Annotated in this window: 14 protein-coding genes; 2 read left to right on the top strand and 12 right to left on the bottom strand. The window is 50.9% G+C overall.

Going from position 1 to position 15,758, the window contains the following annotated elements:
• Nucleotide 1 precedes the first annotated feature (1 nt).
• Complete coding sequence (gene gcvT, locus ABIK48_03310) at nt 2-1,099, bottom strand: glycine cleavage system aminomethyltransferase GcvT (protein ID MEO0021184.1); 1,098 nt, start codon at nt 1,097-1,099, stop codon at nt 2-4.
• Nucleotides 1,100-1,186: 87 nt separating this feature from the next.
• On the opposite strand from gcvT, the gene ABIK48_03315 reads away from it, so the two are divergent.
• Nucleotides 1,187-2,416 (top strand): phospholipase D-like domain-containing protein, encoded by a 1,230-nt coding sequence (locus ABIK48_03315; GenBank protein MEO0021185.1) that lies wholly within the window; start codon nt 1,187-1,189, stop codon nt 2,414-2,416.
• Between the two features lie 197 nt (nt 2,417-2,613).
• Nucleotides 2,614-4,872, top strand: coding sequence for a M14 family zinc carboxypeptidase (locus ABIK48_03320; GenBank protein ID MEO0021186.1), 2,259 nt, complete (start codon nt 2,614-2,616; stop codon nt 4,870-4,872).
• Between the two features lie 178 nt (nt 4,873-5,050).
• Here ABIK48_03320 and ABIK48_03325 read toward each other — a convergent pair whose 3' ends face one another.
• The 11 genes from ABIK48_03325 to iorA all read right to left on the bottom strand — a co-directional run bounded on the left by ABIK48_03325 (nt 5,051) and on the right by iorA (nt 15,754).
• On the bottom strand, nt 5,051-5,263 hold the full coding sequence (locus ABIK48_03325) for a hypothetical protein (GenBank protein MEO0021187.1): 213 nt from the start codon (nt 5,261-5,263) through the stop codon (nt 5,051-5,053).
• A 17-nt stretch (nt 5,264-5,280) separates the two neighbouring features.
• On the bottom strand, nt 5,281-6,018 hold the full coding sequence (locus tag ABIK48_03330; protein MEO0021188.1) for a tRNA 2-thiocytidine biosynthesis TtcA family protein: 738 nt from the start codon (nt 6,016-6,018) through the stop codon (nt 5,281-5,283).
• On the bottom strand, nt 6,015-7,412 hold the full coding sequence (locus ABIK48_03335) for a phosphomannomutase/phosphoglucomutase (GenBank protein MEO0021189.1): 1,398 nt from the start codon (nt 7,410-7,412) through the stop codon (nt 6,015-6,017). The genes ABIK48_03330 and ABIK48_03335 overlap by 4 nt, the downstream gene beginning before the upstream one ends.
• A gap of 89 nt (nt 7,413-7,501) precedes the next feature.
• Entirely contained in the window at nt 7,502-7,834 is a 333-nt protein-coding gene (locus tag ABIK48_03340) for a TRL-like family protein (protein ID MEO0021190.1), read from the bottom strand.
• Between the two features lie 102 nt (nt 7,835-7,936).
• Nucleotides 7,937-10,015, bottom strand: coding sequence for an elongation factor G (gene fusA / locus ABIK48_03345; protein MEO0021191.1), 2,079 nt, complete (start codon nt 10,013-10,015; stop codon nt 7,937-7,939).
• 83 nt (nt 10,016-10,098) lie between these two features.
• On the bottom strand, nt 10,099-10,743 hold the full coding sequence (locus tag ABIK48_03350; GenBank protein MEO0021192.1) for a hypothetical protein: 645 nt from the start codon (nt 10,741-10,743) through the stop codon (nt 10,099-10,101).
• Nucleotides 10,740-11,636 carry a hypothetical protein gene (locus tag ABIK48_03355; protein MEO0021193.1) on the bottom strand — a complete coding sequence of 299 codons (897 nt, stop codon included), beginning with the start codon at nt 11,634-11,636 and terminating at the stop codon, nt 10,740-10,742. Before ABIK48_03355 ends, ABIK48_03350 begins: the two co-directional genes overlap by 4 nt.
• The gene (locus ABIK48_03360) at nt 11,633-12,298 is read right to left on the bottom strand and encodes a hypothetical protein (GenBank protein ID MEO0021194.1); all 666 of its coding nucleotides are present in this window, start codon (nt 12,296-12,298) and stop codon (nt 11,633-11,635) included. Before ABIK48_03360 ends, ABIK48_03355 begins: the two co-directional genes overlap by 4 nt.
• Before the next feature lie 9 nt (nt 12,299-12,307).
• A complete protein-coding gene (locus ABIK48_03365) occupies nt 12,308-13,393 on the bottom strand; it encodes a fibronectin type III domain-containing protein (protein MEO0021195.1) in 1,086 nt (361 codons plus the stop codon).
• A 61-nt stretch (nt 13,394-13,454) separates the two neighbouring features.
• The gene (locus tag ABIK48_03370; protein MEO0021196.1) at nt 13,455-14,039 is read right to left on the bottom strand and encodes an indolepyruvate oxidoreductase subunit beta; all 585 of its coding nucleotides are present in this window, start codon (nt 14,037-14,039) and stop codon (nt 13,455-13,457) included.
• On the bottom strand, nt 14,036-15,754 hold the full coding sequence (iorA, locus tag ABIK48_03375; protein ID MEO0021197.1) for an indolepyruvate ferredoxin oxidoreductase subunit alpha: 1,719 nt from the start codon (nt 15,752-15,754) through the stop codon (nt 14,036-14,038). The genes ABIK48_03370 and iorA overlap by 4 nt, the downstream gene beginning before the upstream one ends.
• Between the last annotated feature and the right edge of the window lie 4 nt (nt 15,755-15,758).

Below are 15,758 nucleotides of genomic sequence, written 5' to 3' on the forward strand. Positions count from 1 at the left end.
CTTATTTCTTTCTTGAGCCGGATTTGTAAAATGGTGGGGGAACTACAACCGCTCTTGCCCGGTGGTTGCGGATTTCTATCGTCAGCTCGGTCCCGGATGATGAAAACTGCCGCTGGACATAGGCAAGGGCGATTCCCTTGTTCAGCGAAGGGGACATCGTCCCTGAGGTCGTAATGCCAATCTGATTGCCATCGGCAAAGACCGGCAGGTGGGGGCGGGGAATTGCTTTTTCCAGCATCTCCAGGCAGACGAGACGGCGTGCCGGTTTTTCCCGTGCCACCTGCTTTAATACCTCGGAACCGATAAATCCCCCCGGCTTATCCAGCTTAACGACGAAGCCGAGTCCGGCTTCGAGCGGGTTGGTGGTCTGGTCAATGTCATTGCCGTAGAGACAGTATTTCATTTCTAGCCGTAGGGTGTCACGGGCACCAAGTCCGATCGGTTCAATTTCAAACTCCCTGCCTGCTTCCATCAGTGCATCCCAGACTGCAAGTGCGTTTCGTGCGGGGATATAGAGTTCAAATCCGTCTTCCCCGGTATAGCCGGTACGGGAGATGAGGCAGTCAATGCCAGCAATTTTGCCTTCGGCTGCCCAGTAGAACCCTACAGGTGCAAGATTAATTGAGCAGATTTTCTGCAAACAGGGTTCGGCTTTTGGTCCCTGAATCGCCAGCTGTGCCACAGCTTCCGTAATGTTTTCAATCCGGACATCGCCGTTGCAGTGTTCAAGCAGCCACCGGGTATCCTTTTCATTATTGGCGCCGTTGACTACGAGTAGATAGTGATCTGGCAGGCGGTAAACTACCAGATCGTCGACAATTCCCCCGTCGGGATAACACATGATTGAATACTGTGCCTGATAAACCGCCAATGTTGATGCATCGTTAGTGGTCATATGATTGATAAACCGGAGTGCGTCGCTTCCCGAGATGCGGATTCTGCCCATATGAGAAACATCAAATACACCTACTTTCGTGCGCACGTGGTGATGTTCGGGGATTATGCCCTTAAATTGAACGGGTAGATGATAGCCGGCAAACTCGACGATTTTGCCGCCGGCACTCAGATGACGCGGATAGAATGGAGTCTGTTTTATCATGGACAGATATCTTAATCGTAACGGTCAGAAAAGTCAAGAAAATGCGATTTGACACGAGCCCCAGAAACAATAAGATAAGAGGAATTAATGCTGCTCTTGATAATCCAGCTCCTCGTGAGTCAGATTGGAGGAGGAGAAATACGCGCAGTATATTTTGCCGCCGACAGTCTGGGGAGAAAACTTGTGGACTTTCTTGATGGTGCGACTGTTTCAATCGACTACTGCTTTTACAATTCGTCCCGGAGTGATGTAGTTCAGGCGCTGATTCGGGCACACGGCCGCGGGGTCCGGGTACGGGTGATTACTGATGACAGCCGGATGGATGATGAGTGGGTAATGCAGCTGCGCCATTCCGGAATCACCGTCTGGTCCGATTCCGGTTTCCCCGGGGCCGGCTTTTACATGCACAACAAGTTTGCTGTGCGCGATCTGGCTGATGATGATAGCTTGAATGATCTGCTATGGACCGGTTCCTATAACCCCAATCAGGATGAACTCAATGCCGATTTTGCGATTGAAATTGCTCATTCCGGCATTGCCCGGGCATATCTTGATGAATTTAATCAGATGTGGGGTTCATCAGGCGGTCTGCCAGTCCGGGACAGTGCCCGGTTTCACAGCCGGAAGCAGGATGTTTTGACTGCCCACCGTTTTATGGTTGAAGGTTGCCCAGTATATGTCTATTTTGCACCTCAGGACCGGGTGGTTGATTCCATCACCGACTTAGTCCGACAAGCACGCCAGGAGGTCTTCTTTGCCATCTTTTCCTTTACCTATCAGTCATTGGGGACGGCGATGATTGAACGCCGGCAGAATGGGATTACGGTCCTAGGCGTCATTGACAAATCCGGGGCAAATGACCCTGCTTCTCAGTATCCGGTGCTCAAGAGCAGCGGTATCCCGGTACTGATTGATTCGGTGCCGTTCGGCAGCAAGGTCCTGCACGAAAAGGTAATGATCCTTGACCGGTCACGAGTTGTTGCCGGTTCTGCCAACTGGTCCAATAACGCCAATTTCAACAATGACGAGAATGTGCTTTTTATTTTCAGCTCGAATGTTGCCAAGCGGTTCTATCCCGAGCTGATAGTCCGGTATCGGGAAAGTGGGGGGGCACTGCCCCCAGGGATCAGGGAAGGAGAGAAAGAAAGACCGGTGATTCGGTTCTGGCGGGCAAGGAGCAGATTCCGTTCTGCCCTCGGAGACGTTATTTATGATTCTGCAGGCAGAAGAATTGCGCCGGGGGGGATCATGACTTCCGGTTTGTATTTTCAGCTGGCACCGGATAGTGGTAGTTTCCGGCTTGTCTTTCTACATTAGAGTTTGTTAATATTCCGAACAATTTTCTGCTAAAACTGCTCCGGCAGGACATAGAAAAACATGGTAAACACTGGACCCGAAATGAATGGGGCAAATTAAATTTGACTTCTCTGCACCCGGATATATAATTAATATCAATCTAAATTACGATGGCTCGGTCAAAGTCACCAAGTTTTATAACCAAAAAGGAGTTCAAGGTGAGAAATGTCCGTTATTTGATCATTGCTGTCGTACTGCTGTCGGCGTTAATTTTTTTCACCCCGGCAGTGCAGGCACGGCAGATGATTGTCCGGGTCGATGTGCCGGACTATCCCACGCTTTATCAGCATATTCCCTTCAAGGGAACTTCAGTTGAAATTGCCGGCGCCCAACCCGGTAAGTCCTATGACCTGCTGCTGGATGAAAGTGATCTGCCGCTGGTGCTCAATTCCGGGCTCAAGTCCACAGTTGTAGTGGCAGACCTTGAGGCACAGAAGCGGGAGGCGATGGCGTTCGGATTTTACTGCTCCTACGATTCGCTCGTATCGATTATGCGTAACTGGGCAGCAAATTATCCCTCGATCTGCCGGCTGGAGTCAATCGGTCAGACTTATCAGGGGCGCTGGATTTACGGAGTCAAAATTTCAGATAATGTGCATCTGGATGAGGATGAGCCCGAGGTACTGCTGGAGGCGATGCACCATTCCCGGGAATGGGCAACACCGCAGGCGGCAAGGTATTTTGCTGATACGATTCTGCGAAACTACACAACCAATCCCGCTTTTCAGAATTTTGTGGACAATCACGAGCTTTGGGTTTTCCCGGTTATAAATGTTGACGGTTATGTCTATGACTATCCCAGCCAGCGCAGCTGGCGCAAGAACCGTCAGCCCTACGGTTCGGCAATCGGCTGTGATCCGAACCGGGATTACAACGGTGCCTGCAATGGTTCCAGAATGGCAGACTGGGGAGCGCTAGTTCCTGGTTCACGGTCTTCACACCTGCCTTCGGATGAAACATTCATGGGCGGATATGGTGCTTGGGGTTATGAGGTGAATGCTTTGTGTAACTTCTTTAAACAGCGGACATTTCTGGCGGATATTTCTCTGCATTCATATTCTGAACTGGTGCTCTGGCCCTATGGAAATGGCGAGACACCACCGGACAATAATATCTTTGTCAGCCTTGGTCAGAGGATGGCACAGCAGATGCAGAAGCTCTCCGGAGGAACTTATACCCCCGAGCCTTCAAGTGAGCTTTACCCGACTGCCGGCGGTTCAATCGACTGGATGTATGGCTGGGCACGGCATATTGGCGGTTTTCCCTGTCTTTCCTATGTCTTTGAAATCGGGACAGCATTCTATCAGCAGACGAGCCAGCTGGATGCGATTCAGCGCGAGGTGTTCAAGGGTATCTGGTATCTCTTTACCCGTGCGGACTCAATTGGTGAGGTGTTGGAAGGTATGGTGCCCAGACCGATTCTGGCGGTGATGGATTCAAATTCTACCGGCACATTTACTGTGCACTGGACTCCGATTCGACCTGAGCACAATCATCCGGAGAAGTGGGAGCTGGAGGAGCTGAGCGGTTTGAGTGTTGTGGCCGAGGATTTTGAGTCCGGTTCTGCCCGCTGGATCCTGCAGGGTGCTTCACTGTCAACAACACAGAAGCATGCTGGTAATTACAGTGTGTCACTGGGGACGGGAAACAACATTTCTAATTATGCGATGACCGCTGATCCTTATCCGGTTCAGCCCGGTGACAGTGTGATTTACTGGATCTGGTATAATACCGAAGCAAACTATGATGTGGTGGTGACCGAAGTATCGCTGGAAGGCAAGGAGTGGATTCAGCTGCACAATCGTTATGACGGCAATTCCGGGGGGTGGCTACGTAAGGCTTATTCACTTGACCCATGGGCAGGAAAATCGGTCTACATCCGGTTCCGGTATATGACGGATGATAATACATTGGGCAGCGGGGTGTATGTTGACGATGTTTATCCGGTGCCGTCATTTGCCAGTCGCCGGCTGATTGCCAGTAATATTACCGATACGATGTATGAGGTTACGGTTGCTGAACCCGGTCAATACTGGTATCGGGTACGGGGTTATAATTCCCCTTGGGGCTGGGGTGATTACGGACCGCTGGAGGATATTATCGTCACCGGCACCGGTGTGACAAGCGAGCCGGGTAAATCTATGAAAACCAGTTTGATGGTCGTCGGGCCAAATCCCGCACGCAACGGAGTGTGGTTCGAAGTGACGCTGGCAAATACCAGCAGTGCTGAATTGACAGTATTTGATGCCACCGGTAGAGCGGTGAGAACTATCTTTACTGGTAATATCCCTGCGGGTGAACATCGTTTTAGGTGGAATGAGACTGATGATCATGGTAAAAGGGTGCCGGCCGGAGTTTACTTCTGCCGGCTGAGTTCCGACCGGACGCTGACCCAGAGGGTAGTGCTCAGTCGATAAACAGCTGTTGAAAGTCCGGGGTGCTGCTGTAGTATCGGTGGCACCCTTTTATTTTAATCTCAATTGTATTTAATGTTGACTGGTCCAGTGCTATGCCGTGGAGGGAAGGAATACTGGTGACAAGTTCCCTGAGTGTACTGAAGTGAGCTGATTTAATTATTCACACCCGGCCAAAGGGTTAGACACTACGTTCAGAGCGGAAGCAGTAGTCGCCATTGACATCAGGTCTAAATTTTCGCCGCGACTGCACGCTGGAATATCCGACTTTCCAGCCGGAAGGAACCTTCATTCCAAAGTTGATTTCGCGGACGACAATCTTATCCGGGTTGGCGGGATGCAAACAGATATTCACTGTGGCGGCAGGATGCTGATCAGCAAAAATCGGCGGCAATTCACCTTCGCTTAAGTTTAATGCCGGGAAAGTTTGCCGTCAACAGCATTGTTCCCGGGTAAATATGCTGGTTTGATGTTATTGATGCCCCAGAAAAGGTTGGTTTTAATACGGGGATTACGGCGGGCGAGTCGATTGAGAAAACGACGGATTACAATCCGGGTGCTCTTTTTCTGATAGGGACAATGGTTGCGGACCGGCCGGATGCCGGCGCTTTTCAGGCGGGCGTGAATCATTTCTTCAGTGAAGTAATAGAGTGGTCGGATAATGGTCAGCGCACCGCCGAAGAGTGGCTGGGCGGGGAGAATGGTGCTGGCAGATGCGGTAAAGAGCAGATTTAAGAGAAAGGTTTCATTCACATCCTCTAGGTGATGTCCCAGTGCAACTTTTGTGCAATTGAGTTCTGCCGCGGTCTGAAACAGCGCCTTGCGTCGTTCCCGGGCACAGAAGAAACAGGAGTCAGAGTGTGTCTGCCGGAGTTTCTGGGGCACATCAATCTGTTTAACTATGCAGTTAAGTCCAAGCCGGGTGCAGATTTTTTCGATTCTTGCGGTTTTCCAGTCCGGAAAGCCGGGGTGGATGTGAACCGGCAGAAGCTGCCAGTTCAACTGGTGGCGGCGATTGTAACCTACGAGTGTCAGGAGCAGACACAGGCTGTCTGCTCCTCCAGAAACTCCAATGACCACCCGTTCATTATCTTTGAGCAGCTGGTTGATGGGCAGAGCCCGGCGCAGAAGCCGTTCTGCCGGTTTCATCGTTGAGTATCAGATTTTTCGCACTCTGAGAGAGCTATTTCCGGAAACTGGCGAAGCTGTTCAAAGAAAAGTTCCTTAATCTGCTTTAGCCGTTCCGGCGTGCGGGCTTCAAATCTCAGCACCAGAATTGGCTGAGTATTAGATGCACGTACTAAGCCCCAGCCGTCGTCAAATACCACCCGGGCACCATCAATATCAATTACCTGATAGTCCTTCCGGAAATGATCCTGCAATTTCTTGACGATCTGGAATTTGAGCCGGTCGGCATCCGGGCTCGCAATCCGGACCCGAATTTCCGGAGTGGCATAGTAATAAGGGATTTCTGCTGTCAACTGGGAAAGAGATTTGCCTGTGGTGCTAAGAATCTGAAGGAGGCGGAGGGAGGCGAAGATGGCATCATCATAGCCGTAATACTCTTCGGCAAAGAACATGTGGCCTGACATTTCGCCAGCAATCAGTGCTCCCTCTTCCTTCATTTTCGCCTTGATCAGGGAGTGACCGGTTTTCCACATTACAGGAATACCGCCAAGTGACTGTATATATTCCACCAGCCCCTGAGAGCATTTGACTTCAAACACGATTCTGGCACCAGGATGCCGGGTGAGAATGTCACGGGCAAAGATTGCCAGTAGCCGGTCGCCGTAGATCGTATTTCCTGTTTCATCAATTGCACCAATACGGTCAGCGTCACCGTCGTAGCCGAATCCGCAGTCGGCACCGGTTTTCCGCACTAGGCTGATCGCCTGTTCAAGATACTGGGGCACGGTCGGATCGGGAACATGGGCGGGAAATGCGCCATCCGGAGTCAGATTGATGAATATCGGCTGAAGCGGATAGCCGCTGACCAGTCGTTCAAGCAGCACGCCGGCGGTACCGTTGCCCGGGTCAAATACCACCTTGAGAGGACGGGTAATTTTTACCTTCTGGTGACACAGCTGGATATAGGCGGGAATGACATCGGTTTCGTCGATTTGTCCTCTGCCCGTGCGGAATCTGTCTGTTTCAATCAACCGGCGCAGCTCCTGGATTTCCTCGCCGTAAATCGTAGTCTTGTGCAGAGCAATTTTGAAGCCATTTTCATCCGGCGGATTATGGCTGGCGGTGATCATGATTCCTGCGTTGATGTTCAGATGGAAGCAGGAGAAGTAAAACACCGGGGTGGGCACAATACCGATTTTTACTACGTCTACCCCTGTAGCGGTCAGACCCGCAACCAGCGTTTTTTCAATTCGCGGACCCGAAAGTCGAACATCACGACCAATGATGCACTGATATACACCCTGGGACTGAATATAAGTGCCGTATGCCTGACCCAATCTGTAAACCACCTCATCGGTGAGGTCACGATCGGCAATACCACGGATGTCGTATTCCCGAAAAATTGCTGGGTTCATACTATAATATAACTATAACTACAAATCAGCCAGAGTGCAAAAAAAACAGGAGGCGGAACGCCTCCTGTGAGAATGTATTAGGTAGCAGGTTACTCGCCGTAGACGATGATGGTGTAGGTTGACCACAAACCAAGGATGCTCGTTACCTCCTGGTCAATATGGTGCACTTTGCTGATCCCGCCCTGCTTCATAGCTGCTTCAAGGCTGGCGTCACCGGTGGCAATTATGCCAAGAATATTGGTCGCAGTAACCTTGCTGACCTTGGCAGCCTGAGTTGCGGTCGGTCCGTAGTAGGCAACCGCTTCCGCCGGGGTCCGTACCGAGGTGTAAAGAGTACCTACGGTGTAGAATCCCGGGATGCAGCCAGTAAGTATGGTCAGGCAGACAACCGGGATGATTCCCAGCAGTAACGCCTTTCTCATAAGTACCTCCTTTTGTTTTTCTGCCCCCGATGGCAGAGTTTGCCGCTGCATACGGCAAAGTTTAACAATCGGATGAATATATGTCAAGGAAAATCAGAGTTTTCAGGAAGGCTTAGTGCTGAAAAGAGGGTAGAGGCGGATGCGCGTTGCCTCGTCAACCGGGCTGAAGCGCTTGAACTGCATTGAGTGGCTTGCCCGGCCCTGAGTCAGGGAACGAAGCGTGGTAGCATAGCCAAAGGTATTGACAAGTGGAATTTCAGCGGTGATAATCTGGTGTCCTTTGACCGGTTCAAGATGAATGATTTTCCCGCCCCGGGCATTGATATCCCCCAGGACGTTGCCGAGATATGCCTCGGGAGTAACTACCTCCAGTTCCATTATCGGCTCCAGGAATGTAGGGTGAGCGAGGAGAAAGGCTTCGCGGAATGCCTGAGTAGCTGCCAGTTTGAAGTCGACATCAGTTGAATCCACCTCATGATAGGCGCCATCAATAATCCGCACACGGGTATTGATGATCGGATAGCCGGCAAGAACGCCGGATTCGAATGATTCTTCGATTGCCTGTTCAATTGCGGGAATAAACTGCTTGGGGATTGTTCCTTCGCGGATTTCGTTTACAATCCAGTTGCCATCCTTGGACGGTTCCAGTGTGAGTTTGACGACAGCAAAGTGCCCCCGGCCTCCGGTCTGGCGGATGAACCGGCTCTCGTAAGTGGCAACAGTAGTAATTGTTTCCCGGTAGGACACCTGAGGTTTACCGGAATGAACTTCAACGCGATAATCGCGGGCAAGCCGGTCGAGAAGAATTTCCAGATGAAGTTCGCCCATGCCGGACAGGATCAGCTGACCGGTTTCCTCATCGGTTTTGACTTTGAAGGTCGGATCTTCAAGCGACATCGTTTCCAGTGCAGCATGAAGTCGGTCCTCGTCGGCGCGGGTTTTGGGTTCGATAGCGAGGAAGACTACCGGTTCCGGCGATTTGATCGGTTCAAAGGCGATCGGATGCGAGAGGTCGGCAAGTGTTTGGCCGGTTTTACTTTCTTTAAGACCGATCACGGCTCCAATTTCACCAGCAGCGAGGGAATTTACCTCTTCCACCCGGTTGGCGTGCATGACTGCCAGACGCAGAATCCGTACCCGCTTCATCTCTGGAATCATCATGACTACATCACCGGTTTCAACTCTGCCGGAATATACCCGTATATATGAGAGCATTCCCCGCTGGGGGTCAAAGGTGAGTTTGAAAACCAGTGCCGAAAATGGTGCCGAGGGGTCGGCAGGACGGATTTCTTCTTTGTTCGTTTTGGGATTAATGCCCTTGGCAGGCGGTATGTCCAGGGGCGAAGGGAGATAATCGACGATGCCGTCAAGTAATTTCTGGATGCCCTTGTTCCGGAATGCGGTACCACAGAATACGGGCACGATTTTCATTCCCAGAGTGCCTTTCCGGATTGCTGTCTTAATATCCTGCGGGGTGATTTCTTCACTGCGGAGATACTTGTCCAGAAGTGTTTCATCAAATGTTGTCAGGATATCAAGCAGTTGATGGCGGTATTCTTCCATTTCGGCAATACGTTCTAGAGGTACGGGAAATGTTTTGTAAGTTGCTCCGAGGTCATCACTCTGCCAGACACAGGCTTCCTGAGTGATGAGGTCAATCACACCGGTGAACTGATCTTCAATTCCGATTGGCAGCTGAACCGGTAGAGGAATCTGTTCAAATTTTTCTCTCATCATTTTCACTACGCGGTAAAAGTCAGCTCCGACCCGGTCAAGTTTGTTAACGAAGGCAATCCGGGGTACCCGATAGCGATCCGCTTGGCGCCATACAGTTTCGGTCTGAGGTTCTACACCACCAACGCCGCAGAGAATGATAATGGCGCCATCTAGGACTTTGAGTGAGCGTTCAACTTCAATCGTAAAATCTACATGGCCCGGGGTATCAATGATGTTGATCCGGTGGTCAAGCCAGTTGACACTGGTCGCTGCGGCTGTAATTGTGATACCCCGTTCCCGTTCCTGAATCATCCAGTCCATCTGAGTCGTGCCTTCGTCAATTTCGCCCATGCGGTGAATCCTGCCCGTATAATAAAGGATCCGTTCGGTCGTAGTTGTTTTGCCGGCATCGATATGTGCAGCGATTCCGATATTCCGGATGCGTTTCAGGTCGTAATGTGCCATAAATTATTATGGTAATTCAATCTTACAACCGGTCAAGCTTAAAAAGCTACGGTTAATGACAGCATGGCAGGTTAAATTGCGGTTTATTTTATGAGTCCGAGCCAGTCGCCGAGCAGGAACTGCAGTCTGCCGATAAATAGCGATATACGAGCCATGACCGTATAACCGAATGAAGCGCCGAATCCGATCATGATGAAGATGATGCCTGCATAAGTCAGAGGTTTTAGCAGTCCTTTGCGTTCAGTAGAAAAGAAGAAGTAACTGATGGTGGCGATGACACCCAGGAGAATGATAACTGCCCAGAGCCCGGATTGCCAGTTGGCAAAACTGGCACGGGTGATGATTGTTGCCTTCAGTTGTCGGATGATTTCTCCCGAGACGGCGCGCGGGATCGATGCTCCGCTGGCATAACCCAGCACAATGGCAATCGGAATTCGGACAAGCCAGGAGATACGGGGAATGAATCGGGTGAAGTAGAGTGCACCGATGATGGCAATGGCGATGAGCCAGATTTTAGTGGAGAGAGGGGTGGAGGATGATCCCACCCGGTCAAACAAGCTGGGAACAAGGATGCGGTGCCAATAAAATGTAATTGCATAACCATTGGCGATACCGACATAAAGATGCTCGGCAAAACGGTAGAACGGATTTTCTCGGTAGAGGAATGAGAAAATCGCCAAGGTCAGAATGGCGGCAATCCAGACCCATGGATCGGTGCTGGGGGTCATTTCTTCCTCCTTCGTGAAGCGAAATAGGCAATATTGCCGACGACGATGAACGCCATGATAGCGAGGTGGGCAGCAGTCTGCGATGACATGGCTTCGGTGCCGGTGTTGCGCAACTCCCAGTCCATACCTTTATCCTTCATCCGTTTCTCAACCAGCTGTTCGTATTCAGCGGCACCTTTCATTCCGGCAAGCATGCCGATGAACTGTCCGGAGTTGACATAGGGATAGAAGTCGGCGGCAGAAACGGCGGTGATTCCACAGCTGAGGTTGACGCCGAACTGGACTTGGGCGAAGTTAATCCAGGACCGGGGCATTGCTGAAGCAGCAATGGACACAAGGATCCCGACATCATCGTAATTTTTGAGATCGCGCATAATTGGCAGACTTTCAGTCGGATTGCCATAATAATCGACGGGGAAGACGCGCGTGATGCGTTCTCCCATACCAAGCATTACTGTCAAAAGCGGTGTGGTCCAGCCCCAGAAAACAAAGTCTTCTCCGTAAATCACAGAATCTTCGTGAGTCTGAGCCCGGGAGTTGAATTCATTTGTTACCTGCTGAATCGCTTCTTCTGCCAGACCCAGCCCATAAACCTGCATCGCCAAAATTCCCACCCGGCGTTTGATGGTGAATGCATGGCGGAGCAGCGCAATCACCATCGGCTGAAGCTCTGCTCGGGTATCAGGTGTGAAATCAACTGAAATAACCAGCGCTTTGTTTTCCGGCATGGTATCAATATAATTGAAGAGCTGTGCCACCGGTGTAGAAGCACGGGGCTGAATTCGGAACGGGAATATTAGCGGGACCATGATGACCAGCCAGAGAACAAGATAGATCCAGCGCCGGTCAATTCGCTGCAGGCGGATGAAGATGTTTTCGTGTGCTGAATTCATTTACCACCTCCCAGCCAGCCCCGTTCTATGCCTAGTATAATTTTCAGGGAAGTGGCAAAAATACCCAATTCCACACCGAATAGAATACCCCGTTTGGATGCGGTGTTTGGAACGGCAAGAATCCATTCGGCGAATGCCGGCAGCTGGTGATGAATGAGTCGTCCGAATGGTACTGCCCCCAGCATAACAATAAAAGCCGCTAAAAGCAAGAGAGTTGCTTCAAGATTACGGGCGCGGAAGGCACGGTAGGCAGCCGATGCCATAAAGAATGCCAGCAGCGAAAACATTGTGGCAGCAAGCGGTACCATCATATTGGAATAGAGTGTCTGGATGTGAATGGAAAAACTGCCGAACTTCGTTGGGAGAATACCCGGACGAGTTACATCAATGCCGCCGAACACGCCGATGATCGCCGTTATGATCAGGGCGATGATCGTAATGTAGCTGTAACCGTAATACTGTGCCCGGCGTTGAATTTTCAGTGTATGATGCTGAACTATTGATCCTACCCCCAGTACGAGACTGAAAGCAGCGATGATGCGCTGAACATCATTACGCATGATTTCGTCGGCAGCACGGATCGTCGGATAGGGGACAAAGAATGCTAGGGCGCCGAAGATACCCGTGATTAAAACGATTAGCAGGGGAAGGCGGCGTTTCATGAGTTCCTCCTACAACCAGCTCAGGACGGGCAGGCTTAAACTTAGGGCAAGAACCGAGAAGGCAAGAATCATCAATACGATCAGCGCCTTAGAATAATCTTGGGCTTTGATACCGCCGAGCAGGACCGGTTCGCGGGAAATATAGGCGCTGGCGGCATACAATTCCTCGCCGATCAGGGTATAGTCGCAGGCAGTGATGAAAAAGGGAAGTTGGGCGACCGCATCGGTTCCGGCAATCTGGATCGCGCCAGTTGCCGCACCAGTTTCAGCAATAATCAGCGATTCAGCCCAGAACATGCCGATTAGAAAATTCGTCGCCGGTTTTTCTCGGGTCATAATGCCATCAACCGCTGCTGCAAAGGCAAACTGCTGATCCGTAACAAAAAATACGATGTCCTGATGAAAGGCATCGGGTCTGCCGGCAGTGGTATACGCCTCCTTGACCACCTCACGGGCAACGGTATAGACAATCGGGTCGGCAACAGGGACAATTAGCGGAGTACCAAACTGGGCGGTTTTTTTTGCCACTTCTCCCAATATGTTCAGGGAGGCAATAGTTGCGACATCAGCCATTGTGGAAAGTCCGGGGACATATAATGTAGCTCGGCCCATTTCCGTTGCCCGGCCCAGAGCCTCCTCAACCGCATCCAGTCCGGCAATACGCCGGATGAAAAGATTTCTATCTTTCTTGGCACGGTCAAAGAAGAAGATGAAAATCAGGCTCAGAATAATGGTGCCCAGCAATGCCGGCAGAGTGGAGGTGTCAAACCACTGGGGATAAGAATAGGCATAAGCTGAAGGTTGCGAAACTGCCTGTGCTGATTCAGCAACAGCGATAATCTGATAGCGGTATTCAATCCGGTTGACTGCAGCATCGTCAATGTAGCGGTTGTTCAGTCTTCCGACGAAAGCGAGTGTATCCCATTTATCTGAATTTCTTTGCTGACGCAGTACGCGGTAACCGATCAATTCGGGGTCATTTGTATTATCCCAAGTGATGACAATTTTCCCCCCTTCATCGTTAGGAATGTCCCGAGCCTGCACGTGCTCCGGGGGTAAGATGGTAATTGCTAAAAGTAGTGTCAGGGATAACATATACTATATATTATTTTTACTGGATGAAGAGTCAATGTGGTATAACAATTACCGGAATCTGTCATCTTGAGATGGGGTTGAGTTCTTGACCCCGTCGAAACGCCAAAATATTTGCTTCCACAAACTGGGGTTTTACCAGTTGTTTGATCGTCTGGCAATAGAGGTCATCTGGGAATTCCAAAAGCCGAGATACTGCACCGAGCATTACCGTATTCTGAACGCGCGGATTGCCCAAAGTGCAGGCAGTGTCAAATGCCCGGACAGATAGGGATTTTTGAATCCGGTTTTGAATCCGTTTCACAAGTTTCTGAGGGGCGATTTGCTCCACCAGTCCCAGCTGGACTGGCAGAGGAGCAATAGTAAGCGGATCGTATATCAGCCAGCCAGCAGGGGCGAGGAAATGAAGGTAACGCACTGCCTCAAGGAGTTCGAAGGCGACAATTATATCTGCCGTGCCTTCTTCAATTAATGGTGAGTGGATTTTTTTCCCCCAGCGGATATGGCTGGTAACACTGCCCCCCCGCTGCGCCATGCCATGAACTTCGCTTTTTTTGACATCCAGTCCGGCAGTAAGCGCCAGCTGGGCAAGAATATCCGAAAAAAGCAGTACACCTTGACCGCCTACGCCACATACCAGCAGGTTCACAATATTGCTCCTTTAGGGCAGATTTCGGCGCACATGCCACATCCGATACACGCGGTGGAGATAATGAACGCTTTTTCCTTTTCAAAGGAGAGTGCCGGACAGCCCAATGCCAAGCAGCTCCGGCAGCCGCTGCAGGTTTCAGCGTCAACCTTTTTAGGTGCTCCGGGGCGGGCGCTGATCAGGGCACAGCTGCGCTGGGATATGATGACAGCAGGTTTTTTGATGTTAAGCAGCCGGCGGATAGTATTTCTGGTTTCTTTGATCAGGTAAGGGTCCACCCGTACGACTTCGTTTATTCCGCATGCCCGGCAGAATTGTTCAAGATCAATCGCTACGGTTTCCTTGCCCATTAGTGTTCTGCCGGTGCCAGGGTGGTCCTGATGTCCAGTCATGCCGGTAGTGCGATTGTCGGCAATGATAGTGATGACATTGGATTGATTGTACACGACATTCAAGAGTCCGGTGATGCCAGAGTGAAAGAATGTTGAATCGCCAATTACTGCAATCCGGGAACGAGGGTCTTGGTTTGCAAGCACTTTGTCGACACCATGAGCGAAGGTAATTGAAGCACCCATATCAATACAGGTATCAAGTGCGTTGTGGGGGGAAAGTGCGCCTAAAGTGTAGCAGCCGATATCGCCACCTATAATAATATTTTGTCTCTGGAGGGCATAAAACAGACCGAGATGTGGACAGCCGGGACAGAGTGCCGGTGGACGGTTGGGAAGGTCAATTTCTGCCTTGTGTTCTGAACTTTGCTGGCCAAAAGCGGCACGGATAATAGCGGGTGTGAGTTCACCGGTACGGGGCAGGGTATCTTTTCCGGTTACAGTTAGTCCCAGTGCCCGGACTTGAAGTTCAATGAAAGGGTCCACCTCTTCAATTACTGCCAGCTGGCGGACCCTTCCGGCAAACTGACGGACAAGTTCAGCTGGAAACGGATATACCATTCCCAGTTTAAGAAACGAGGCATCTGGAAATACTTCCCGAGCGTACTGATAAGCAACACCATCGCAGACGATGCCCAGTTCCGGATTGCCCCATTCGATCCGGTTGAGAGGCGTCTTTTCAGTGAATGCCTGAAGACGGTCAAGCCGGAGAACCAATTCCCGATGCCGCAACCGGGCAAATGCAGGCAGTAGCACTGTTTTCTGCAGTTGTTTTTCATAATTCGGCGGGGCAGTTTCCGTGCGGTCTTCCAGCCCGACAACCGATGCGGAATGGGCAATTCGTGTAGTCAAGCGGAGCAGGACGGGAATATCAAATTGTTCTGATATGATGTAAGCAGCTTTAATGAAATCTTTTGCTTCCTGACTGTCAGCGGGGCAGAGTACCGGTATCTTCGCCATCAATCCGTAGAAACGATTGTCCTGTTCGTTCTGCGAAGAATGCATTCCCGGATCATCGGCAGTAACGATCACCAGTCCTCCGCGAACGCCGATGTAGGCAGCAGAGAAAAGCGGGTCGGCAGCGACATTGAGTCCTACATGTTTCATTACTGCCAGACTGCGGGCACCGGCAAGTGAGGCTCCTATGGCTGCTTCCAGCGCGACTTTTTCATTTACTGACCATTCACAGTAGACATCCGGATATGTAGCAAGTGACTCAAGAATTTCAGTGGATGGAGTACCCGGATAGGCAGCGGCAAAGCGGCAACCTGCTTCCCAGGCTCCACGAGCAACCGCTTCATCTCCGGTGAGTAATGCGCGATTCATAATT

Source organism: candidate division WOR-3 bacterium (genome assembly GCA_039801085.1).
Lineage (GTDB): Bacteria > Hydrothermota > Tepidihabitantia > Tepidihabitantales > Tepidihabitantaceae > JAOABP01.